A 20,031-nucleotide genomic window follows, 5' to 3' on the forward strand; every position below is an offset into this window, starting at 1 on the left:
TTGGGAGGATAGAAAACATGGCATGTCGTGACAATGAAGAGCTTCAAGGCTTCTTGCAGGAAGCAAAAAAAGTGGCAGTCGATGGAAAGGTGGCATCATATATCCCAGCTCTCGGAAAAGCGGAAAAAACTGATTTATCTGTTGCGGTGTATCACGTAGGAAATATATGTCATTCCGCTGGAGATGTTGGAAAGCAGTTTACACTCCAAAGTATTTCAAAGGTGCTATCACTTGCCCTTGTATTAATGGAAGAAGGCACAAAAAAAGTATTTCAATATGTTGGTCAAGAGCCGACTGGAGATCCATTCAATTCAATGATTAAGCTTGAGACTGCAAGTCCCAATAAACCGTTAAACCCAATGATTAATGCTGGGGCCCTTGCTGTTACCAGTTTAATAAAAGGAGCGACACCTCAATCTAGGTTAGATTATTTATTAAGGTTTATCAGAGAACTGACAAATGATCAAAGCATTACATATAGCAAAGAAACTGCAGCCTCAGAATTTGAAACGTCCATGATTAACAGAGCGATGTGTTATTATATGAAGCAATATGATATCATTCAAGGAAATGTAGAAGAAGTAATGGATTTATACACAAAACAATGTGCGATCATGATGAACAGTCAAGATCTTGCCAAAATTGCTTGTGTATTTTCCCTTGACGGCAGACATCCTGAAACAGGTAAACAACTGTTAACAAAAGAAGTGGCTCGGATTTGCAAAACCTTTATGGTGACTTGTGGCATGTACAATGCAAGCGGGGAATTTGCGATTAACATTGGCATTCCAGCAAAGAGTGGCGTATCAGGTGGTATTATGGGTGTTGCGCCATATGATTTTGGGATTGGAATTTTTGGCCCTGCTTTAGATGCAAAAGGAAATAGTATTGCCGGAATTAAGCTTCTTGAGTTAATGAATGAAAAATATGAGATGAGTATTTTTTAACAACTGTTGAATTCTTTTTATTTTTAAAGGGGATCAGCATAAATCTGCTTGCATTTTTGGACGATTCGCTTTATGATAAATAGAAGAATTAGGTACTCGCCTGGGGAACGGAGGGATACTTTTGGCGTCAGAAATTTTAGTCGATCACAGACAAAAAGCACTGTCTTTATTAAAATTGGATGCAGATAAAATTTTAAAATTGATCCGAGTGCAAATGGACAACTTAACGATGCCGCAATGTCCTCTTTATGAAGAGGTTTTAGATACGCAAATGTTTGGATTATCGAGGGAAATTGACTTCGCTGTCCGACTTGGATTAGTTGATGTAAATGAAGGAAAAGAACTAATCGATAGACTTGAGAGAGAACTCTCCGCACTACACGATGCATTTACAAAAAAATAATGATTGAAAACTCAAACTTCCACTTAAAGTTTGGGTTTTTTTGTAAGTGTAAGTTTCTATAACAAATTGATGACAAACGGACTTTGTGTGTGGATCAAAGCCGAACGATATAAAAGAGGTAAAACGAGATGAAACAGAGAAAATGTAGTAAAATAAAGGCTCAGTTAGGTACATACAAAGAATAATAGAAACAGATGTTAGGAAGAGGATTACATGTTAAAGAGAATGCTAAGATCGTATGACTACTCATTGTTATTTGCTATTTTATTAATTAGTGCTTTCGGCTTGGTGATGGTATATAGTTCGAGCATGATTACTGCTGTCATCAGGTACGATGCTACACCAGATGTTTTTTTTAAGAAGCAGCTTTTATTTATGGTGTTAGGTGCAGTCATTTTAGTTTTTACTGCTATTATGCCTTATAAATTGTTTGCAAATAAAAAATTTCAGATGTTTATGCTCGTCATTTCTATCGTGTCTTTAATTTATGTTTACTTTTTGGGGCATATCGCAGGAAATGCAAGAAGCTGGATTAAAATCGGGGGCTTTAGCATTCAGCCGGCAGAATTTGTGAAAATCGTGGTCATTATGTATTTAGCCGCTGTTTATGCAAAGAAGCAGCATTATATTGATCATTTGCTTAAAGGAGTGACACCACCTATTGTGGTTGTGTCCATCTTATGTGGATTCATCATTATACAACCAGACTATGGAACAGCTTTTATTATTGGTATGATTGCACTTACTATGATTCTTTGTTCGGGTTTTAGCGGGAAAACTTTAGTCAAACTGTTGATCTTGTTCGGTGCGGTAATGCTTGTATTGACTCCATTTATCTATATATCGTGGGATTGGATTTTTACCGAAAATCGACTTGGTCGATTTGAGAGTTTCCAAGATCCGTTTAAAGATGCGAGTAACACAGGGCATCAGCTCATTAATTCTTACTATGCGATTGGTTCGGGTGGCTTTTTCGGTCTTGGGCTAGGAGAGAGCGTGCAAAAGTATGGTTATCTACCAGAGCCACATACAGACTTCATTATGGCGATTATTTCAGAAGAGCTCGGCTTTTTTGGTGTCTTTTTTGTTCTTGCATTACTAGGATTTATTGTCGTCAAAGGCTTTTACATTGCGAGAAAGTGTGAAGATCCGTTTGGAAGTTTGCTTGCAATAGGAATTTCTTCGATGATTGCGATCCAGACATGTATTAATTTAGGAGGCGTTTCAGGACTTATTCCAATTACAGGTGTTACACTGCCATTTATAAGCTATGGGGGTTCATCAATTATTTTACTCTGTGGATGTATGGGAATTCTGTTGAATATCAGTATGTTTACTGAATATAAGGATCGATATAAAAAGAAAAAAACACTCAGCCCCGAAGCACTGGAAAAAAATGAAATGCAGAAAACTTTGAATCTTTGAAAAACAAAAGTGTACAGTTTTCCCTTCTTCCTTTATTATAGAATACATATAAAATTTTAAGGGATATGGGGGAGTGAGAATGTCACAACGAACAATTCAAAAAGTTTTAGTTGCAAACAGAGGGGAAATAGCCATTAGAGTTTTCAGAGCCTGTACCGAGTTAAACTTACGTACAGTTGCTATTTATTCAAAAGAAGACTCCGGCTCTTATCATCGCTATAAAGCCGATGAGGCATATCTAGTTGGAGAAGGGAAAAAGCCGATTGATGCCTACCTTGATATCGAAGGGATCATCGAGATTGCAAAAAGAAATGATGTGGATGCGATACATCCAGGTTACGGATTCTTATCCGAAAACATTCATTTTGCAAGGCGATGCGAAGAAGAAGGTATTCAATTCATTGGTCCGAAATCAACACACTTAGATATGTTTGGGGATAAAGTAAAGGCAAGAACAGAGGCACAAAAAGCCGGTATTCCTGTCATACCTGGAAGTCCCGGGCCTGTTTCTTCTGTCAAAGATGTCGAAAAATTCGGTGAAGAGTATGGATATCCTTTCATTATTAAAGCCTCTTTAGGCGGTGGTGGACGAGGTATGCGAATTGTCCGAACACAAGCAGAACTGAATGAAGCATATGACCGTGCGAAATCAGAGGCAAAAGCTGCGTTTGGAAATGATGAAGTGTATGTTGAAAAGCTCATTGAAAATCCAAAACACATTGAAGTGCAGGTGATTGGAGATGTGCATGGCAATATCGTGCATTTATATGAGCGGGATTGTTCAGTGCAAAGACGACATCAGAAAGTCATTGAAATTGCACCGAGTGTCTCTATATCTGAAAAATTGCGTGAGGAGATTTGCGAAGCTGCTGTTAAGCTTGCGAAAAACGTCTCTTATATCAACGCAGGTACAGTAGAGTTTCTAGTTGCAAACAATGAATTCTACTTTATTGAAGTCAACCCGAGGGTGCAGGTTGAACATACCATTACCGAAATGATCACAGGTGTTGATATTGTTCAAACACAAATTTTTGTTGCAAAAGGTCTCGATCTTCACAGCAAAGAAGTGGGGATTCCAAAGCAAGAGGATATTTTCACACATGGATTTGCCATTCAATCAAGGGTGACAACTGAAGATCCATTAAATGATTTCATGCCTGACACTGGCAAAATTATGGCTTACCGTTCAGGTGGAGGTTTCGGAGTTCGTCTTGATACAGGAAACAGCTTCCAAGGCGCAGTAATTACACCTTATTATGATTCTCTGCTTGTGAAACTTTCGACATGGGCGCTGACTTTTGAGCAAGCTGCAGCCAAAATGGTACGTAACTTGCAAGAATTTAGAATTCGTGGGATTAAAACAAATATTCCATTTCTTGAAAACGTGGCGAGGCATGAGAAGTTTTTAAAAGGGGAATACGATACATCGTTTATTGATTCTACACCTGAACTGTTTAATTTCCCTAAACAAAAAGACCGTGGAACGAAAATGTTGACTTATATTGGTAACGTTACCATTAATGGGTTCCCTGGGATCGGTAATAAAGAAAAGCCCGATTTTGATAAGCCAAACATTCCGAAATTAGCTATTGATCAAGCCATTCCTTATGGAACAAAGCAACTATTAGATGAGCAAGGACCTGAAGGGCTTGCAAAGTGGGTAAAAGAGCAAAACAATGTGTTGCTAACTGATACCACATTTAGAGATGCACATCAATCACTTCTAGCTACCCGTTTTAGAACAAACGATTTGAAAAAAATCGCGCACCCAACAGCTGGTTTGTGGCCGGAGCTCTTTAGTCTTGAAATGTGGGGAGGTGCAACGTTTGACGTTGCATACCGCTTCCTAAAAGAAGACCCGTGGGCAAGGCTGGAACAGCTTCGTAAAGAAATCCCAAATACACTGTTCCAGATGTTGCTTAGATCATCCAATGCAGTAGGATATACAAACTATGCGGATAATGTCATTAAGTCCTTTGTGAAACAGTCCGCAGACTCAGGTATTGATGTATTCCGTATCTTTGATAGTCTAAACTGGGTGAAAGGCATGACTCTTGCCATTGATGCTGTGCGTGAATCAGGAAAAGTAGCAGAAGCCGCGATCTGTTATACGGGAGACATACTTGACCCAACTCGTCCAAAGTATAACCTCGACTACTATGTCTCTTTAGCGAAAGAGCTTGAAGCGTCAGGTGCACATATTTTAGGGATTAAGGATATGGCTGGATTGTTGAAACCGCAAGCTGCATATGAATTAGTTTCTGCATTAAAAGACAAAATCAATATTCCGATCCACCTTCATACACATGATACGAGTGGAAACGGCATTTTCACATATGCAAGAGCAATTGACGCAGGAATTGATATCGTGGATGTAGCGGTTAGCTCAATGGCAGGTCTCACATCACAGCCAAGCGCAAGCTCTTTGTATTTTGCGCTTGAAGGGAATAACCGCCAGCCACAGATGGATGTCAAACATGTCGAAACATTATCGCAATATTGGGATTCAGTCAGAAAGTATTACCATGAATTTGAAAGTGGAATGAATTCTCCACATACTGAAATTTATGAACATGAAATGCCTGGTGGTCAATATAGTAACCTACAGCAACAAGCAAAAGGTGTTGGACTTGGAGAGCGCTGGAACGAAGTGAAAGAAATGTATAGACGTGTCAATGATATGTTCGGTGACATCGTCAAAGTAACACCATCGTCTAAAGTAGTCGGGGATATGGCACTTTACATGGTTCAAAACGATTTAACAGAAGAAGATGTTTATGAAAAGGGTGTAACGCTAGATTTCCCTGACTCTGTTGTTGAATTGTTTAAAGGCTATCTTGGTCAGCCTCATGGCGGGTTCCCTGAAAAACTCCAAAAGCTGATTTTAAAAGGAGAAGAGCCACTCACGGTCAGACCAGGTGAAAAGCTTGAATCAGTGAATTTTGATGAAATTAAACAACAATTTAAAGAATCTCATGAACTGAATTTATCGGAAAAAGATGCGATTGCTTATGCACTTTATCCAAAAGTCTTTTCTGAGTTTGTTCAAACGGCTGAAAACTATGGTGATATTTCGGTTCTAGATACACCAACATTCTTCTATGGAATGCAACTAGGAGAAGAAATCGAAGTCGAAATTGAGCATGGAAAAACGTTAATTGTTAAGCTTGTTTCGGTTGGTGAACCGAATCCAGATGCCACTCGGGTGCTGTACTTTGAACTGAATGGTCAGCCACGTGAAGTTGTCATTAAAGATGAAAGCATTAAATCGTCTGTGCAGGAGAAAACGAAAGCGGATCGTTCTAATGCGAACCATATCGCCGCTTCAATGCCTGGTACGGTGATTAAATTGCTTGTCGAAAAAGGTCAAAAGGTAAGTCAAGGCGAGCACTTAATGATTAACGAAGCGATGAAGATGGAAACGACAGTTCAGGCGCCATTTACGGCGGTTGTAGAAGAGATATATGTGAACAACGGGGAATCAATTCAAACAGGTGACTTGTTGATCGTCTTAAAACCAGATTGAATCATGTAGGCACATCTTTCATAGATGTGCCTTTTTTGCATTATGGATGGATGCTCATTTAACATGGATCAAAAGACGTCTTAAAAGCGGATAGCACCCATTATCAAGTATTCACTCCATATGATTAATCATGGCGTAAGAAAGAGAAGCAACCTGTTATAAAAGTTGACAAAGTGTTTTTTGCATCTGATCGAGTCATCCGTAATAAACCATAAAGAGGGTATGAACAACGCACGCATTTGCTTAAATAGTGTAAACGGCGGTTTGGGCAAATTGATTTTAGCTAAGGCAAAGGAATCAATTCTATCGTGCAACATAGGTTACATGAGCCTTGGAAAATGCCGAGAGATAAACAAATCGAATCAGGCTGTATTTTAGGAAAAACATACGCGTTCCCAACCATAGATAGATCATCAGGTCAGAAGAAAAGAAGCGGTTGCTATGTATGAACAGGAAAAGAGAATGTAAAAAAATCCCCCTTACTTTAAGTGGAAGGGGGACTTCGATTTTACCTAAAGGGCTCTTTGCTTTCATAGCGATAACGAGCGATGAGTAAGCAGAAATAACAAAGAATCCCGAATAGGCCAGAGATAAAGAATGAATGAGCAAGTGCATAACCAAGCTGAAGATGAGAGTAAACCGACATAATACCAGATACAGCTTGAAGTGTGATCAAAATCGCTGATATGACCCACCCGTAATATAGTTGTTTCTGATCTTTGTAATACTTAATTGCATGGTATGTTGCGATGAAAATCCATACAAGCAGCAAAATAGCAGCAGCTCGGTGCGACATTTGGACCCACTGGTTAAAGTACGTAGGTACGCCCCCATCTTTTGAGCATAACGGAAAGACAGAGCAAGCAAGACTTGATTTTGTGTGACGTACATAAGCACCCGTATAGACAACAATATACGTATACGTGATAAGTCCCAAAATATGAAATTGCATCGTTTTTCCGATTTGTAGTGGCTTCATCAGTTTTGTTTCAGATCGTGTTGCTTCAAAGACAAGAAGTGCAAGTAATAAGATTGAAGCAAACGAAATAAGTGAAATGCCGAAATGTAGTGCCATGACAAGTGCATTTGAACCAAATACAACTGCTAACGCCCCAAGCAATGCTTGAAGTAGCAAGAAGATAATGGACATCACGACTAAAAATTTTGTTTCACGAAAGACAGGGCTGATTTTTTTCCAGCATAGAATTGCAAGTGCTACGACAAGGATCGTCGATACCCCTGTTGACATTCGGTGACTCCATTCGATGATGGAAGCAGTGTTCATTTCAGGAAAAAAGCGACCATGACAGAGTGGCCACTGTCGTCCACAGCCAAGGCTTGAACCAGTTTTTGTGACAAGAGCGCCACCAATTAATACGATAAGCATCACAAAAGTTGTGACAACACTTAATAGCCTTAAAGCAAATTTCATCAAATTGTTTCACCTTCTCTAAAAAACTTCGATAAATCAAGAAAACCTCACATGCTCTCAAGTTTAAGCAAATAAGTGTTCTGTTGCAATTCTTTATGATCAAAGTTCACAAAAAAAATGAAATGTTAGTTCACAAAGTTTACAGAATTAGAGTGCTTGATCTTTCTACTACAGTCTGATAGAAATAGAAGAGAGATTATTTCAATTTGCAAAGCCTTCTGAAAAAGCATGTACATTTTAAGAAATTCACGAAAAGTTCACAAATATCTTCAAGTTTGTCATTTATTATTTAATAGGATGTTTTTTTACAGCCTGTAATCTTGTATGATAGAGTTGTAACTATTTTATGTTTTCAGATGTAATCTGAAGGTTTGGGCAAGGGAGGTTATACAAAGTGGCAAATTCCAAAACAGCGGCGGAAGCGGCTATTCATGGACAAATAGAAGAAACAACAGCTTGGAGAGATTTTCTAGCTCTTATTAAAATGGGCATCGTCAATTCCAATTTTATTACAACATTTACAGGAATGTGGCTTGCTTTTTACTTTTCAGATATGAGTTTCCTTGGGAATCTCGATATTGTCCTTTTAACAATGATCGGTTCTTCACTTATTATTGCCGGTTCTTGTGCAATTAATAATGCATTTGACCGTGATATTGATATATTAATGGAAAGAACAAAGAATAGACCGACCGTAACTGGAAAAATCCAGCCAGGTCAAGCGTATGCCTTTGGTATACTGCTTGTGGTACTGGGGCTTGTGATGTTGCTTATGACAACTGTAACAGCAGCAGTTATTGGCTTTATCGGGGTATTCACTTATGCAGTTCTTTATACGATGTGGTCAAAACGCCACTATACGATTAACACAATCATTGGCAGTATATCTGGAGCAGTTCCTCCATTAATTGGTTGGACAGCAGTACAAGGTACGATTGATACAACAGCTTGGGTACTCTTTATGATCATGTTCATTTGGCAGATTCCGCACTTCTTATCACTTGCGATTAAGAAAACGGAAGACTATCGAAAAGCAGGTATTCCAATGCTACCAGTTGTGTATGGCTTTGAAATCACCAAACGCCAAATTATTATTTGGACAGCATGTCTTCTTCCGCTTCCATTTTTCCTTGGTGGGTTAGGATGGCCAATTGTGGCGCTGGGCACACTTCTTAATATCGGTTGGCTTGTCATTGGGCTCTTTGGCTTTAAAATGAAAGATATTATGAAGTGGTCAACATTAATGTTTGTCTATTCATTAAATTATTTAACGATCTTTTTCGTTGCGATGATTATCATTACATTATTCTAAATTAAAAACACTCATCTTGACATCAAAACAATGGCTATAACTTAAAACACGACATTTCAAAACAACTATGAAAGCCGCCGGACACTTTGTTCTATTTAGGCGGCTTTCTGTTTATACATAGATGGTATTTTGAGTAAAAACATCATTTTTTTATGAAATGAGGAAATGTAAGTGCTTTAATTAGAGGCGGGGGTTTTTGATGGTAAAAAGAGTGATTTTATAAATGCTGTTAAAAGCGAAAAGCAAAGGAGATCAAGCAAAGGGGTTGGGATGAACTATGATAAGAAAATGGCGTGTTTTTTCACTTTTTCTCTTACTAACACTCGCTTTGGCAGGCTGCGGAGAACCATTTTTATCAACGCTCAAACCGGTTGGGGAAGTAGCAGATAAACAATATTTCCTTACAGTGTTGAGCACATTAATTATGGTTTTTGTGGTCATCGTCGTATCGATTATTTTCTTTTACGTCATTATTAAATTTAAGCGTTCTAAAGTTGGGGAAGATACGATTCCAAAACAAGTAGAGGGGAACCGTAATCTAGAAATTACATGGACTGCAATTCCGATTGTCCTTCTCATTATTCTTGTGGTACCTGTTGTGGCATATACGCTTGAACTTGGGGATACAAGCGCAATGGATAAGAAGAATCGTGATCCAGAAAAGACGTTAGTAGTAAATGTAAGAGCTAGTTTATACTGGTGGGAATTTGAATACCCTGATTATGGAATTGTCACGAGTCAAGAATTGATCGTGCCGACAGATCAAAAAGTGTATTTTAAATTAAAAGCATCTGATGTGAAACACTCCTTCTGGATTCCATCTGCAGGTGGAAAAATTGATACGAATACAGATAATGAAAATAAATTTTATCTCGTGTTTGATTCCAAACGAACAAAAAATGCCGGTGATTATTTCTATGGGAAGTGTGCTGAGCTTTGTGGACCTTCACATGCTTTAATGGATTTTAAAGTTAAAACGCTTTCTCAAGATGAATTCAAAGGCTGGACGAAAAAAATGAGTGATTATCAAAAACCTTCTTCTACATCAGATTTAGCATTAGAGGGAGAAAAACTTTTCAAAGAGAAGAACTGTTTAAGTTGTCACGCAGTTGAGCCAAGTGATGAAAGACCAGAAGCTGCAAGAACCGCACCGAACTTGGCGACGTTTGGTGAACGAACAAAGGTTGCTGGGATCAAAGATATGAATGAAGAGAATGTGAAAGCATGGTTGAAAAATCCTGAAAGCTTTAAGCCAGGCAATAAAATGACTGGTACTTATCCAAACTTAAGTGATTCTGAGGCAGATGCTCTATACGAGTACTTAAAGGGTCTTAAGACAGAATAGTAGCTGTTGATCATTGTAGCTTTTACTCATGTATATAAGTAAAAAAGCCGCTGGCAGCAAGAACAGTTGAAATGTGTAAGTTGCTAGGATAAGGGATATGAATGCAGGAATTGTGAAGTTTTGGTTAAGGGATCCCGAAATGCCCACGTCAGGGAATCAGTTCACTGGCACTTACCTACATGTAAGTAAATCAATAGCCTGTCTTTGGTGGGTGCAGTACTTGGCTCAAACGGCAGAACAATGAAAAGGGACAAATGGGAGATAAGAGGGGGATTTCATGGTGAGTACAATAACTAAAAAGCGGGGATTTGGTGCTGTCTTATGGGATTACTTGACGACGGTTGACCACAAAAAAATCGCCATTTTATATTTAGTGGCAGGGGGATTTTTCTTTTTACTTGGCGGACTTGAGGCAATGTTTATCCGTATTCAGCTTGCCATTCCTGAAAGTAATTTTCTCAGTGCAGGCTTTTACAATGAAGTAATGACGATGCATGGAACAACAATGATTTTCCTTGCAGCAATGCCGCTTCTTTTCGCGTTAATGAACGCAGTTGTACCAATTCAAATTGGTGCTAGAGACGTGGCGTTTCCATTTTTAAATTCACTCGGATTTTGGTTATTCTTTTTCGGAGGAATCTTTTTAAATCTTGGTTGGTTTTTAGGTGGATCACCTGATGCGGGTTGGACAGCTTATGCATCACTCGCGTTGAACTCTGAAGGTCATGGTATGGATTTTTATATCCTAGGTTTACAAATTGCCGGAATCGGTACATTGATTGCTGGGATCAACTTTCTTGTAACAATTGTTAATATGAGAACACCCGGCATGACCTATATGAGGTTGCCACTTTTTACATGGACGACATTTGTGGCGTCTGCACTCATTTTGTTTGCGTTTCCTCCTTTAACGGCAGGACTTGCAATGTTAATGTTAGATCGACTGTTTGAAACGAGCTTTTTTAACCCGGAACTTGGCGGTAATACGATCATTTGGGAGCATCTCTTCTGGATTTTCGGACACCCTGAAGTCTATATCTTGATCCTTCCGGCGTTCGGTATCTTCTCAGAGATTATTCCAGTATTTGCAAGAAAACGACTGTTTGGTTACTCGTCGATGGTCTTTGCAACTGTATTAATTGGTTTCCTCGGATTCATGGTATGGGCGCATCACATGTTCACAACAGGTTTAGGGCCAATAGCGAACGCGATTTTTGCCGTTGCGACGATGGCGATCGCTGTACCAACAGGCATTAAAGTATTTAACTGGCTACTAACCATTTGGGGCGGAAATGTAAAGTTCACAACACCAATGCTTTATTCGGTTGCCTTTATACCTTCCTTTTTACTTGGGGGGGTAACTGGGGTTATGCTTGCCGCAGCTGCAGCAGATTATCAGTTCCATGATACGTATTTTGTTGTGGCGCACTTTCACTATGTCATCATCGGTGGGGTCGTATTCGGTATTTTAGCAGGTGTACATTATTGGTGGCCTAAAATGTTTGGCAAAATACTAAATGAGAAGATGGGAAAAATCGGTTTTGTGCTCTTCTTCGTTGGATTCCATTTGACGTTCTTTATCCAGCATTTCCTAGGACTATGGGGAATGCCGAGACGTGTATTTACTTTCCTTCCTGGTCAAGGGTTGGAGCTTGGAAACCTTGTGAGTACAATTGGCGCGTTTCTTATGTTCATTTCAGTCGTCATTATGCTCATCAACATCATTTGGACAGCTGTAAAAGGAGAACGTGTCACTGGTGATCCTTGGGGAGATGGAAGAACACTTGAGTGGGCAGTTTCTTCTCCACCACCTGAATATAATTTTAAACAACTGCCGCTTGTCAGAGGACTTGATGCACTTTGGATTGAAAAGATGGATGGCAAAAAAGGCATGACAGCATCAGAGCCTGTAGATGATATTCATATGCCGAACAATTCTATTTTGCCTTTCATTGTTTCTTTCGGTCTGTTTGTATCTGCATTTGGATTTATGTATCGACAAGAGTATAGCTGGGGTCTACCAGTCATCTTTATTGGTCTTGGTATCACATTTGCGACAATGCTTGTCCGTTCTCTTGTCGACGATCATGGATATCATATCCATAAAGAAGATCTTACAGATGATGACGATAAAGGGGTGAAAGCATAATGGAACCACAAAAAATGACTGCGGAAACCTTTCCTGCTTCACCAGAAAAAGCAACGTTAGAAGGTAAAAATAAGTTTGTTGGTTTTTGGCTTTTCCTCGGAGGAGAGACCGTTTTATTTGCTTCATTATTTGCGACATATTTGGCACTAAAAAACTCAAATGCGGGTGGTCCGAAAACAACGGAAATATTTGATTTAACAATTGTCTTTGTTGCGACAATGCTTCTTTTGACGAGCAGTTTGACAAGTGTGTATGCCATGTATCATATGAAAAACTTCTCCTTTAAAAAAATGCAGCTTTGGTTAGGGATTACTGTTTTATTAGGCGCATCATTTTTAGCACTTGAGATTTATGAGTTTTATCATTATGTGCATGAGTATGGATTTACAATTAAAAGCTCGGCACTTGGCTCATCTTTTTATACATTGGTAGGAACACACGGAGCTCACGTTGCATTTGGTCTTTGCTGGATCACCGCTCTTATTTTTAGAAATATGAGACGCGGACTCAATTTGTACAATGCACCTAAATATTATGTAGCGAGCCTTTATTGGCACTTCATTGATGTCGTGTGGGTCTTCATCTTTACCGTTGTATATTTAATGGGAATGGTGGGATAAATATGGAAAATAAAAATACAGGTCAATCGAAGGTAGACCTTGTCTATCGGAGAAAGAAAAATGCCGAAGAAATGAAGCATCAGCTCATTTCTTTCGGCCTCATGATTGGTTTAACTTTTGTTTCATTTTTGACCATTGCATCTGATGACATTGGAAATTGGTTTGCCGTTCCGTTTATTTTACTGCTTGCTGTTATTCAAGTGGCTTTTCAGCTTTATTACTTTATGCATATGAATCAAAAAGGCCATGAAACACCAGCGCTGTTTCTTTATTCAGGTGTGTTTGTTGCGTTTATTACAGTGTTGGCATTTTTGACGATTATTTGGTGGTAAGACCGTTTTCTGCATGAAGGAGGCGCAGCAATGGAGAATTTAGAAATCTTCGGTTTTCGCGCATTATGGAGTCCATATTATTTTATATGCATCGCGCTAGCAGCCCTTGTTTACTTACTTTTGGTGACAAAAGGGAAGCATCAGGCGACGTTTAAGGAAAAAACGCTGTTTTTGACAGGTCTCGTTTTATTGTATGTGGTCAAGGGAAGTCCAATTGATTTGATGGGGCACATTATGTTCAGTGCACATATGGCGCAAATGGCTGTCCTCTATTTGGTCATTCCCCCCCTATTCATTACAGGTTTGCCTGCGGGGATTTGGGAGCGAATGATTCAAACGCCTGGAATTCGAGCGGTGTTTCGTTTGTTTTCCAAGCCATTAATCGCACTGCTTGGTTTTAACGGTCTTTTTTCGTTTTATCACATCCCGCTCGTATTTGATTTTGTGAAAACGGATCCGATTTATCATGCTGTGATGACAGTTGTCATTTTTATTGCTGCCTTTTTCATGTGGTGGCCACTTGTTCATAAAGTGTCTACTCAACCACATATCACAGGAATTTTAAAGCTTGGCTATATCATGGCTGACGGTATATTAATGACACCGGCTTGTGCGTTGATCATGTTTAGTGAGGTGCCGCTCTATGCAACATACTCAGATGCTGGTGCATGGATTCAAGCACTACATCTCTGCGTACCGAGTGATATGTTAACAGGGCTCACGCTTACAGGACCAGAAATGTTCCACACATTGCCACTTTTAGAAGACCAGCAGCTTGGTGCCATTTTGATGAAAATTATTCAAGAGATTGTGTATGGTTCCATACTTGCTGTCGTATTCTTTGAATGGGCAAGGAAAGAAAGAGCAAAAGATGCAGTGCCAGATGCACTTGTCCCAAAGTATGAGTAACGAAAAAGCACAGCCATTTGATTGGCTGTGCTTGTTTTTTATGCTTCGGCTGTGATAGCTTCAAGTTTTTCCTTTAAGCGTTGTAAGGTTTTTTGGCTTGATTGAACAAGTGATGTAGGGAATTGTTCTCCGTCACCGTACTCGACTCCGTGCGGATAATAATGTTTCCCAAGTAACGGGGTCAAAAGCTGAATGATAGCCTTACCCGAACCAACATCTCCTTCGATCGCATAGCCGGAAACACGTAAATAAAACGTTCCCTCCACCATGCTGAATTTCCGATCATATGTGACACGTTCATAGTCCCACTGATCAGCTCTGACAAACCCTTCACTCTCCATTACGAAATCTACTTTGTTTAAGTCTGCTGAAACATGCTCTATCCCCATACCTTCAAATTTCACCCAAAACCCCTCCTTTTAAAATTTCCCTTTACTGACAATCATAGTATGAAAGCGTTAAACTTTCAACTGTGAAGCGTATGTTCTATGTGAAGCTGGTTAAAGTAATAAAGAAATTAATGATTTGGAGGAAGAGCGATGAAAACGAAAAAAATCAAAGATTTAATGACGAAAAAAGTTTTAACATGTCAAAAAGATGACAATGTCTATGAAGCCGCTGTGAAAATGAAAGAGGCAGATATCGGTGCCATTCCAGTAACTGAAGGAGATAAATTGATAGGAATTGTCACAGATAGAGACTTGGTATTAAGAGGAATTGCAGAGAAAAAGCCAAATTCACAAGAAATTAGCGCTGTCATGACAAAAGAGGTTCTCACAGCAGATGAGGATGCATCCCTTGAAGAAATCGTTAGACTCATGTCAGAGCATCAGCTGCGTCGTATACCTGTTGTAAAGAATGGAAATTTAACAGGAATCGTGGCACTCGGTGATTTATCTGTAGAAGATCTATCGAATGATCGAGCGGGTGATGCACTCACTGAAATTTCCCAGAATGATCAACAAAATGGGCAAGGATTTCTTCATTAAGAAGGGCATATTTTAAATTCGTGTTAAATAGGCTGTATTGTCGTTGAAAAATCATACAAGTTTTGATTAAATGACAGTAGTAGGTGCATTTTATGTATCTTGCCAATTTAGCGGAGGTGTCAATTTGAAAACTGTGCTCAAAACACTATTCATCCTCCTGATTATTTCCGGAACGTATGTTCTGTTTATTCAATACGGATCATCACCTGAAAAAAACGACGGGAATGAACCGAAAGTGTCGAATGAGGAAACTTCCAGTGACAAGCCAATCAATGTTCCTAAAAAAGGGCTGTTGTCATTTATGGGGAAGTCGACAAATGAAGTGCTGAAACTGCTTGGTGAACCAGATCGCATCGATCCTTCTGCATATGATTATGATTGGTGGATCTACAATCAGTCACAAAAACACTATATCCAAATCGGTGTAAAGGATAGTCGAGTCGTCACATTATTTGCCACTGGAGACGGACTGAATGTAGAACCATTTAAGATTGGTCAAGCAACAAGCGAGGTTTTCAAAAAAACGCAAATTGCACCTTACATTCATGTAGAAGATGACGACAATTCATATCGCTTTGAGTTTTCAGAAGATGATATGAACACAAGACCGACGGTAAAAGCTGGAGAAGATGTGTACGTTCAATTGTACATGGATAAGTTCGAAAGTACGTTATCAAGCATTAGGGCATTTAATGCAGATACATTTGTAAAGCAAAAGCCGTATGAAGTTGTCTATCGAGGTCAATTGATCGAGCCAGAACCAATTTCAGGTGAAAAATGGAAAGAGATCGAGTCTTCCAGTGAGAAACAAATATTTGATATGACCAATGTCATTCGAAACAAATTTAACCTCGCAAAACTTGAGTGGGACGATGATACATCAGAAGTGGCGTTTCTGCATAGTGAAGATATGCGTGAACATCGCTATTTCTCTCATGAATCTAAGAAATATGGGACGTTAAAGGATCGCTTAGAAGCTGGAGAGGTTGATTTTCAGCTTGCTGGAGAAAACATTGCCTATAATTACGTGGATGGTCCGGCTGCTGTAGAAGGCTGGCTCAATAGTGAAGGCCACCGTAAATCCTTGCTAAACAAAGATTATACTCACCTTGGTGTAGGAGTAAATCAGAAGTATTACACACAAAATTTCATTAAGAAAACACCATCATAAACAGCCGCCATATGGTCGCTGTTTTTTTGACGTCTCAAGAAATTAGGCTCACCAAAACACAGTTGTCTGTATATAGTATAGTAGGCATTTGTATAAATGGGGGTGAGGATATGACAAATAAACATAAGCAAACATCCATTGATGCATTCAAGGATTTTGTCAGACGCCATCCGAAGCTAATTCAAGAAGTGCATGCACAAGAAAAGAGCTGGCAGAACCTTTATGAAAACTGGGTAATGTTCGGAGAAGAGGATGACATGTGGTCATCTTACCGTGAATTGAAAAGTGAAGACACAACAAAAAAAGAAGAAAAAGCTACACAAACTGAAAAAATAGATTTTATGTCAAAAATGGTTTCTGCTGTGAAGAAAATGGATGCAGATCAGATGAATGAACAAATCAATAAAATGAGCCAATCCATTTCCTCTTTACAAAGCTTACTAGGGCAATTTTCGTCAAACGGTTCAAAGCAAGGGTCTTCTGGAGGCAATCAGCATCCATTCTCCTTCAGGAAAGACTAATTGAAAGGGGATGCTTTTGGTGCGCAGAGAAGTACTAGAGTATGTCATGGCTGAAGAAGAGCGGCTCAAGTTTATTAGACAGCGTCCTCTATGGTACAGACAACTTGCCCGTCATCCTGAGAATCTATCTCAGTTTGAACTAGATAAAATGAATTTTTATGAAAAAACGATACCGCACCGAGTCAATCAATTAAGTAATAGTGTTCAAATGGCTGAAATGATGATTCAAATGTTTCAGGCAATGCGCAATCAAAATTAAGCCGAGTAGGCTTTTTTTGAGTTGACTAAGATACTCGTTTCCTGAGCAACCTATGAAAGTAAACGAAAGGAGAATCAGATGATGAAGTGGGTGCTTTCAATTTGCGCATTGCTTTTTTTACTAACAGGATGTAAGTGGCAGGACGATCATCAAAGCAAGCAACACGAACCTGCTGTACCAACAGTTCAATTAAGTCATATTAACATGAAGCAGCAAGGTTGGTTGAAATACAAAGTGCAAGATTCAGTCATTTATATTGAGAGTACACTTGATGGCTTTCATTTTGATACATCTGCTGGCAGGGCGGATGAAAAAAAGGGTTATTTCACTGTATATGTTGATGGTAAACGGCTTGGGAATGAATATACTGCTGCTTTTGTGGTCAAGCATCTATCAAAGGGGAAACATAAAATGACCGTAGAGCTGAATTCTAGGCATCCAAAGTTTAAACAGAAGCGAGAAACATGGGATGTATTTATCACTTAAGCATTTTCCGATTGATGTGTTTCATGGTAAACTATGAATTGGAGGTGCATCATTTATGTATGCGACAATTGAATCTGTTGAGCTTCAAGAAGAAGCAAATCAATTGGCTGCCATGATTCTTCAGTCGGAGGAGGCTGAACATTACCGCAGCTGCTTTAAGCGTCTCCAGCAAGACGAAGAAGCGCAACGAATTATTGCATCTTTTACAAAGGTAAAGGAACAATACGAAGAAGTGCAGCGGTTCGGTAAGTATCATCCGGACTATAAAACGATCTCAAAGCAAATGCGAGAGATCAAAAGAGAGCTAGATCTTCACGATACAGTGGTTGATTTCAAAAAAGCAGAAACAGCTATCCAATCCATTTTGGATGAAATTAGTATTGAAATCGGTCAAGCTGTGTCAACATATATCAAAGTTCCGACAGGGAACCCTTATTTTGATGGTCTATCTTCATGCGGTGGCGGCTGTGGTTCAGGCGGCAGTTGTGGCTGTAAAGTATCTTGACGAGACTGATACGTCTCGTCTTTTACATAAAAAAGGAAAGAATGAAGAGCGGCGGGTGAAAAATGGAAACAAAACGTCAAGGGATGGTTGTGTGGCTGCATTCGCTTAAACAGGCAAAAACACTTAGAAAGTTTGGCAATGTACACTATATTTCAAAAAAAATGAAATATGCTGTCATCTATTGTGATATGGATCATGTAGAGCGCCACATGGCGAAGCTGGGCTCTTTGCCGTTTGTGAAGCGTGTTGAGCCTTCATATAAGCCATTTATTAAACTGGAATACGAATCTAAAATTGATAAAGCAAAAGAGTATGATTATAAGGTGGGCTTTTAGAGCCTAAAAAAAATCCCCGCGGCATGACCCGCGGGGTCCTTCTATTCTTAATGATTCATTAAGGAGAAGGCAAAGGGAGAGGAGAAACCGGAGGAAGAACTTATGGGGAAACGTAAGTCTTCTCCGCGGTTGGCAACAGCACCACATCAGATGCTGTTAATAAAAGTATGTCCTTTATCAAAAAAACTATACACAAAAAATGAACAAAGACGTCTCATTGTGTCACAAAAGGAGTATATGGTAAGATAATGTTGGATTTTTTGTACCAATACATAAATGTTAAGTAAGCAGAAAAAGTGGTGGGAATATGAGAGTGATCTCTGGAACGAAAAAAGGCCGCTCGTTAAAGGCGGTACCAGGTCAATCAACGCGACCGACAACAGATAAAGTGAAAGAATCCATCTTTAACATGATTGGGCCTTATTTTGATGGAGGATGGGCATTAGACCTATTTGCAGGAAGTGGAGGTTTAGGGATTGAAGCGCTTTCTAGAGGGTTTGATCATTGTATTTTTGTTGATCGAGATATGAAGGCAGTGCAAACGGTGAAAGCCAATTTGGCCGCACTAGAATTAACAGAGCAAAGCGAAGTGTTTCGAAATGATGCCCACCGTGCCGTTGCTGCCGTATCAAAAAGAGACGAGTCCTTTCGTGCGATTTTTCTTGATCCGCCGTATAAGGATCAAAAATTAAAGCACTTGCTTGAATTAATTGAAAAACGGGAATTACTATCAGAGGATGGTTTTGTCATGTGTGAGCATGATAAAGACGTGATTTTGCCAAAAGAATCTGGTTTACTAGAAATATCAAGACAAGAAATTTACGGGTTGACTGGCATCACGATCTATAGAAAGCGGGGAATTTAGTGGATGGGGAACATAGCGGTATGTCCGGGTAGCTTTGATCCAGTCACATTGGGCCATTTGGATATTATTAAAAGAGGAGCCAAAATCTTTGATGAGATATATGTTTGTGTATTGAACAATTCTTCAAAGAAACCGTTATTTACCGTTGAAGAACGGTGTGAACTGATTCGTCAGGTAACAAAGGATTTGCCAAATATTAAGGTGGAGTCATTTGATGGCCTCCTTGTAGATTATGCAAAAACGAAACAGGCGAATGTCATTTTGCGCGGTTTAAGAGCTGTGACTGACTTTGAATATGAGATGCAGGGTACATCCATGAACAAAGTGTTAAACGATGAGATAGAAACGTTTTTTATGATGACCAACAATCAATACTCTTTCTTAAGTTCAAGTATTGTGAAAGAAGTTGCGAAATATCATGGCGCTGTTAAAGATCTTGTTCCAACAGAGGTGGAAATCGCGCTAAAACAAAAGTTTAATGGATGAGTGCCACCGCGCCC

Annotated in this window: 22 protein-coding genes; 20 read left to right on the forward strand and 2 right to left on the reverse strand. The window is 39.3% G+C overall.

The window, feature by feature from the left end; translation table 11 throughout:
* The first annotated feature begins 17 nt into the window (after nt 1–17).
* The 4 genes from glsA (at nt 18) to pyc (ending at nt 6,301) form a co-directional block, all read left to right on the forward strand.
* On the forward strand, nt 18–947 hold the full coding sequence (gene glsA / locus ACQKEZ_RS13070) for a glutaminase A (protein ID WP_427301392.1): 930 nt from the start codon (nt 18–20) through the stop codon (nt 945–947).
* Between the two features lie 121 nt (nt 948–1,068).
* Nucleotides 1,069–1,350 (forward strand): YlaN family protein, encoded by a 282-nt coding sequence (locus tag ACQKEZ_RS13075; RefSeq protein ID WP_427301394.1) that lies wholly within the window; start codon nt 1,069–1,071, stop codon nt 1,348–1,350.
* A 213-nt stretch (nt 1,351–1,563) separates the two neighbouring features.
* Nucleotides 1,564–2,775, forward strand: coding sequence for a putative lipid II flippase FtsW (gene ftsW / locus ACQKEZ_RS13080; RefSeq protein ID WP_427301396.1), 1,212 nt, complete (start codon nt 1,564–1,566; stop codon nt 2,773–2,775).
* 79 nt (nt 2,776–2,854) lie between these two features.
* Nucleotides 2,855–6,301, forward strand: coding sequence for a pyruvate carboxylase (pyc, locus tag ACQKEZ_RS13085; RefSeq protein WP_427301398.1), 3,447 nt, complete (start codon nt 2,855–2,857; stop codon nt 6,299–6,301).
* 508 nt (nt 6,302–6,809) lie between these two features.
* Here the strand turns inward: pyc and ACQKEZ_RS13090 are convergent.
* A complete protein-coding gene (locus ACQKEZ_RS13090; RefSeq protein WP_427301400.1) occupies nt 6,810–7,733 on the reverse strand; it encodes a COX15/CtaA family protein in 924 nt (307 codons plus the stop codon).
* A gap of 394 nt (nt 7,734–8,127) precedes the next feature.
* Here ACQKEZ_RS13090 and cyoE point away from each other — a divergent pair, with 394 nt between their 5' ends.
* The 6 genes from cyoE (at nt 8,128) to ctaG (ending at nt 14,400) form a co-directional block, all read left to right on the forward strand.
* Nucleotides 8,128–9,045, forward strand: a complete 918-nt coding sequence (cyoE, locus tag ACQKEZ_RS13095) for a heme o synthase (RefSeq protein ID WP_427301402.1) — start codon at nt 8,128–8,130, stop codon at nt 9,043–9,045.
* Nucleotides 9,046–9,322: 277 nt separating this feature from the next.
* A complete protein-coding gene (gene coxB / locus ACQKEZ_RS13100) occupies nt 9,323–10,390 on the forward strand; it encodes a cytochrome c oxidase subunit II (protein WP_427301403.1) in 1,068 nt (355 codons plus the stop codon).
* Nucleotides 10,391–10,667: 277 nt separating this feature from the next.
* Nucleotides 10,668–12,539 carry a cytochrome c oxidase subunit I gene (gene ctaD / locus ACQKEZ_RS13105; RefSeq protein ID WP_427301405.1) on the forward strand — a complete coding sequence of 624 codons (1,872 nt, stop codon included), beginning with the start codon at nt 10,668–10,670 and terminating at the stop codon, nt 12,537–12,539.
* The gene (gene ctaE, locus ACQKEZ_RS13110; protein ID WP_427301406.1) at nt 12,539–13,159 is read left to right on the forward strand and encodes a cytochrome c oxidase subunit III; all 621 of its coding nucleotides are present in this window, start codon (nt 12,539–12,541) and stop codon (nt 13,157–13,159) included. The genes ctaD and ctaE overlap by 1 nt, the downstream gene beginning before the upstream one ends.
* Nucleotides 13,160–13,161: 2 nt before the next feature.
* Nucleotides 13,162–13,491 (forward strand): cytochrome c oxidase subunit IVB, encoded by a 330-nt coding sequence (gene ctaF, locus ACQKEZ_RS13115; protein ID WP_427301407.1) that lies wholly within the window; start codon nt 13,162–13,164, stop codon nt 13,489–13,491.
* Between the two features lie 30 nt (nt 13,492–13,521).
* Nucleotides 13,522–14,400 (forward strand): cytochrome c oxidase assembly factor CtaG, encoded by an 879-nt coding sequence (gene ctaG / locus ACQKEZ_RS13120; RefSeq protein ID WP_427301409.1) that lies wholly within the window; start codon nt 13,522–13,524, stop codon nt 14,398–14,400.
* 38 nt (nt 14,401–14,438) lie between these two features.
* Here the strand turns inward: ctaG and ACQKEZ_RS13125 are convergent, their stop codons facing one another.
* Nucleotides 14,439–14,804, reverse strand: a complete 366-nt coding sequence (locus tag ACQKEZ_RS13125) for a YugN family protein (protein WP_427301410.1) — start codon at nt 14,802–14,804, stop codon at nt 14,439–14,441.
* A gap of 135 nt (nt 14,805–14,939) precedes the next feature.
* Here ACQKEZ_RS13125 and ACQKEZ_RS13130 point away from each other — a divergent pair, with 135 nt between their 5' ends.
* The 10 genes from ACQKEZ_RS13130 (at nt 14,940) to coaD (ending at nt 20,017) form a co-directional block, all read left to right on the forward strand.
* Entirely contained in the window at nt 14,940–15,389 is a 450-nt protein-coding gene (locus ACQKEZ_RS13130) for a CBS domain-containing protein (protein WP_427301412.1), read from the forward strand.
* A gap of 124 nt (nt 15,390–15,513) precedes the next feature.
* Nucleotides 15,514–16,560 carry a CAP domain-containing protein gene (locus ACQKEZ_RS13135; protein WP_427301414.1) on the forward strand — a complete coding sequence of 349 codons (1,047 nt, stop codon included), beginning with the start codon at nt 15,514–15,516 and terminating at the stop codon, nt 16,558–16,560.
* Nucleotides 16,561–16,670: 110 nt separating this feature from the next.
* On the forward strand, nt 16,671–17,081 hold the full coding sequence (locus tag ACQKEZ_RS13140; protein ID WP_427301416.1) for a YlbD family protein: 411 nt from the start codon (nt 16,671–16,673) through the stop codon (nt 17,079–17,081).
* Between the two features lie 19 nt (nt 17,082–17,100).
* A complete protein-coding gene (locus tag ACQKEZ_RS13145) occupies nt 17,101–17,340 on the forward strand; it encodes a YlbE-like family protein (RefSeq protein ID WP_427301418.1) in 240 nt (79 codons plus the stop codon).
* A gap of 78 nt (nt 17,341–17,418) precedes the next feature.
* Nucleotides 17,419–17,826, forward strand: coding sequence for a hypothetical protein (locus tag ACQKEZ_RS13150; RefSeq protein ID WP_427301420.1), 408 nt, complete (start codon nt 17,419–17,421; stop codon nt 17,824–17,826).
* A gap of 55 nt (nt 17,827–17,881) precedes the next feature.
* Nucleotides 17,882–18,331, forward strand: coding sequence for a YlbF family regulator (locus tag ACQKEZ_RS13155; RefSeq protein WP_427301422.1), 450 nt, complete (start codon nt 17,882–17,884; stop codon nt 18,329–18,331).
* Between the two features lie 62 nt (nt 18,332–18,393).
* Complete coding sequence (locus ACQKEZ_RS13160; protein ID WP_427301424.1) at nt 18,394–18,666, forward strand: YlbG family protein; 273 nt, start codon at nt 18,394–18,396, stop codon at nt 18,664–18,666.
* A gap of 102 nt (nt 18,667–18,768) precedes the next feature.
* Nucleotides 18,769–18,915, forward strand: coding sequence for a hypothetical protein (locus ACQKEZ_RS13165; RefSeq protein ID WP_427301426.1), 147 nt, complete (start codon nt 18,769–18,771; stop codon nt 18,913–18,915).
* 58 nt (nt 18,916–18,973) lie between these two features.
* Nucleotides 18,974–19,531 carry a 16S rRNA (guanine(966)-N(2))-methyltransferase RsmD gene (rsmD, locus tag ACQKEZ_RS13170; protein WP_427301428.1) on the forward strand — a complete coding sequence of 186 codons (558 nt, stop codon included), beginning with the start codon at nt 18,974–18,976 and terminating at the stop codon, nt 19,529–19,531.
* A gap of 3 nt (nt 19,532–19,534) precedes the next feature.
* Complete coding sequence (gene coaD / locus ACQKEZ_RS13175) at nt 19,535–20,017, forward strand: pantetheine-phosphate adenylyltransferase (RefSeq protein ID WP_427301430.1); 483 nt, start codon at nt 19,535–19,537, stop codon at nt 20,015–20,017.
* The last annotated feature ends 14 nt before the right edge of the window (nt 20,018–20,031 follow it).

Source organism: Bacillus sp. NPDC077027 (genome assembly GCF_050269555.1).
Classification (GTDB): domain Bacteria; phylum Bacillota; class Bacilli; order Bacillales; family Bacillaceae; genus Bacillus.

What these genes read in the sequence shown, in the direction of transcription:
- ctaF (WP_427301407.1), top strand. Translation starts at nt 13,162, where the DNA reads ATGGAAAATAAAAATACAGGTCAATCGAAGGTAGACCTTGTCTATCGG.
- ACQKEZ_RS13155 (WP_427301422.1), top strand. Translation starts at nt 17,882, where the DNA reads ATGTATGCGACAATTGAATCTGTTGAGCTTCAAGAAGAAGCAAATCAA.
- coaD (WP_427301430.1), top strand. Translation starts at nt 19,535, where the DNA reads ATGGGGAACATAGCGGTATGTCCGGGTAGCTTTGATCCAGTCACATTG.
- ctaD (WP_427301405.1), top strand. Translation starts at nt 10,668, where the DNA reads ATGGTGAGTACAATAACTAAAAAGCGGGGATTTGGTGCTGTCTTATGG.
- pyc (WP_427301398.1), top strand. Translation starts at nt 2,855, where the DNA reads ATGTCACAACGAACAATTCAAAAAGTTTTAGTTGCAAACAGAGGGGAA.
- ftsW (WP_427301396.1), top strand. Translation starts at nt 1,564, where the DNA reads ATGTTAAAGAGAATGCTAAGATCGTATGACTACTCATTGTTATTTGCT.
- ACQKEZ_RS13160 (WP_427301424.1), top strand. Translation starts at nt 18,394, where the DNA reads ATGGAAACAAAACGTCAAGGGATGGTTGTGTGGCTGCATTCGCTTAAA.
- ACQKEZ_RS13090 (WP_427301400.1), bottom strand. Translation starts at nt 7,733, where the DNA reads ATGAAATTTGCTTTAAGGCTATTAAGTGTTGTCACAACTTTTGTGATG.
- rsmD (WP_427301428.1), top strand. Translation starts at nt 18,974, where the DNA reads ATGAGAGTGATCTCTGGAACGAAAAAAGGCCGCTCGTTAAAGGCGGTA.
- ACQKEZ_RS13130 (WP_427301412.1), top strand. Translation starts at nt 14,940, where the DNA reads ATGAAAACGAAAAAAATCAAAGATTTAATGACGAAAAAAGTTTTAACA.
- coxB (WP_427301403.1), top strand. Translation starts at nt 9,323, where the DNA reads ATGATAAGAAAATGGCGTGTTTTTTCACTTTTTCTCTTACTAACACTC.
- ACQKEZ_RS13150 (WP_427301420.1), top strand. Translation starts at nt 17,419, where the DNA reads ATGATGAAGTGGGTGCTTTCAATTTGCGCATTGCTTTTTTTACTAACA.
- ACQKEZ_RS13165 (WP_427301426.1), top strand. Translation starts at nt 18,769, where the DNA reads ATGGGGAAACGTAAGTCTTCTCCGCGGTTGGCAACAGCACCACATCAG.
- ACQKEZ_RS13140 (WP_427301416.1), top strand. Translation starts at nt 16,671, where the DNA reads ATGACAAATAAACATAAGCAAACATCCATTGATGCATTCAAGGATTTT.
- glsA (WP_427301392.1), top strand. Translation starts at nt 18, where the DNA reads ATGGCATGTCGTGACAATGAAGAGCTTCAAGGCTTCTTGCAGGAAGCA.
- ctaE (WP_427301406.1), top strand. Translation starts at nt 12,539, where the DNA reads ATGGAACCACAAAAAATGACTGCGGAAACCTTTCCTGCTTCACCAGAA.
- ctaG (WP_427301409.1), top strand. Translation starts at nt 13,522, where the DNA reads ATGGAGAATTTAGAAATCTTCGGTTTTCGCGCATTATGGAGTCCATAT.